This is a genomic window from Streptomyces sp. AC512_CC834 (assembly GCF_019049325.1).
In the GTDB taxonomy this organism is placed as follows: Bacteria; Actinomycetota; Actinomycetes; order Streptomycetales; family Streptomycetaceae; genus Streptomyces.
Map to the genome: position 1 here is coordinate 1 of NZ_JAGMUO010000074.1, position 1881 is coordinate 1881.

The window sequence follows — 1881 nt, forward strand, 5'->3', positions numbered from 1 at the left end:
GAGCAATAGTCAAGAGTTGTGGATGGGTTGGATTTGCAGCTCAGTTGTTGCCCGGCTGCGCGAGGTTCGTTCTGGCGGCGTTGCGGATCCGCTTGGTGCGACCGCTGTCAGCGAGGATCTGGAGCGCCTTGGTGTCCGAGGTCGCAGCGGCATTGTGCTGGAGCCAGTCGGACGATTCCAGCAGGTCGCCGGAGCGCCAGGGCTGCCCGAGTATGACGGCCCGAAGGAGGGACCATTCCTGCAGGCGCCGGCTCAGGAACGGATGGTGCTCGGCGGCCTGGGTCAATGCCTGGGCCCACGGTTCGAAGGCGGGGCCGAGGTAGAGGGTGGTGGCCCGGCGGTCCAGGTGCCGCAGCACGGCGGACCGGGCCATCGTCTGGTCCGGATCGGTGAGGACCTTCGTGACCACAGCCGTCTCCTCAGCGTCGGTGACCTGCGCGAGTTCGCGAAGGTAGGCAGCGAAGCGCAGGTGCTCGGCCGGCTGTTCCCGAGGGTCGTCGTGGGGGTTCATGCGGCCTGGTCCTGCCGCTCGGCCAGGACGCCGTTCTCGAACCTGGCGCCGGAGCGGACCAGGGCGACCAGGTGGGCTCCGGTGATCGCTCGCCAGCGGTCCTGGGCGGACTCGACGAGCTTGAAGACCATGGCCAGGGCGGCGGCCGGGCTGCCGGCCCCGCGGGTGACCTTGGTCCGCAGCTTGACCGTGGAGAACGTGGACTCGATGGGGTTGGTGGTCCGCAGGTGGACCCAGTGCTCGGCCGGGAAGTCGTAGAACGCCAGTAGCTCCTCCGTATCGTCGGTGATCTTCGCGACGGCCTTGGGCCACTTGGTGCCGTAGGTCTTCGCGAACGCCTCGATCGCCTTCCCCGCGTGCGTGCGGTCCTCGGCGTTGTAAATCTCCTGCAGCGCCTTCGTCGCGCCCGGCTGCGCTGACTTCGGAAGGGCATTCGTGACATTCCGTGCTTTGTGGACCCAGCACCTCTGGTGCCGGGCGGCAGGGAACACCTCGGCCAGGGCCTTCCACAACCCCATCGCGCCGTCGCCGACAACCAGCTCGGGGTCGCGCATGCCCCGGCGGCGGCAGTCGCGCAGCAGGTCGGCCCACGACTCCGTCGACTCGCGCAGCCCCTCCGCCAGCGCGACCAACTCCTTGGTGCCGTCCAGACGGACCCCGAGCAGCACCAGCACGCAGGAGTGGGCCTGCCCGAGCCGGACCTTGGGATGCACGCCGTCGGCCCACACGTAGACGAAGTCGCGGTCCGACAGGTCCCGGCCCTGGAAGGCGGCGTGGTCGTCGCCCCACTGCTTCGTCAGCCGCGTCACCGTCGCCGGCGACAACCCGGCCGCCGAGCCGAGGAACTGCTCCAGCGCGGGCACGAAGTCCCCCGAGGACAGTCCGTGCAGGTAGAGCAGCGGCAGCACCTCGGAGACCTTCGGGGACTTGCGGCACCACGGGGCCAGGATCTTCGAGGAGAACCGCTTGCGCTCGCCTGTCTCCTCATCGACGCGGCGGTCGTTGACCCGGGGGGCGGTGACCTCGACAGCACCTGCCGCGGTGGTCACGGTGCGGGGCCGGTGGTGGCCGTTGCGGACCACCAGGCGGTGCCCGTGCCCGTCCCGCTCGGCAGCCAACTCGGCTATGTACTGGTTGACTTCCGCCTCCAGCGCGGCGGCCAGCATCCGGCGGGCGCCCTCGCGGACGATCTCGTCGATCAGGGAACCGGACTCGGTGGAACCCTCGGCATTCACTACGCTGAGCACGGGCGTGCCTTCCCGACCCGCGCTACGAACGCGGGCCTACTCGGTGACCATCAAAGGATCATTCGGGAAGGTACGCCTCCGCGTCCCCGCCCGGGGCTGATCCACAGGTCTTGAGCATTGCTC

General features: G+C 69.3%; 2 protein-coding genes. Both read right to left on the bottom strand.

All coding sequences use genetic code 11. The annotated features are described in order from the left end of the window. Positions 1-40: 40 nt before the first annotated feature. Positions 41-511 (bottom strand): hypothetical protein, encoded by a 471-nt coding sequence (locus KUM40_RS26395; RefSeq protein WP_217168690.1) that lies wholly within the window; start codon positions 509-511, stop codon positions 41-43. Continuing rightward, positions 508-1758: an IS256 family transposase gene (locus KUM40_RS26400; RefSeq protein WP_217168691.1), complete on the bottom strand. Its 1251-nt coding sequence runs from the start codon at positions 1756-1758 to the stop codon at positions 508-510. The genes KUM40_RS26395 and KUM40_RS26400 overlap by 4 nt, the downstream gene beginning before the upstream one ends. Positions 1759-1881 lie beyond the last annotated feature (123 nt).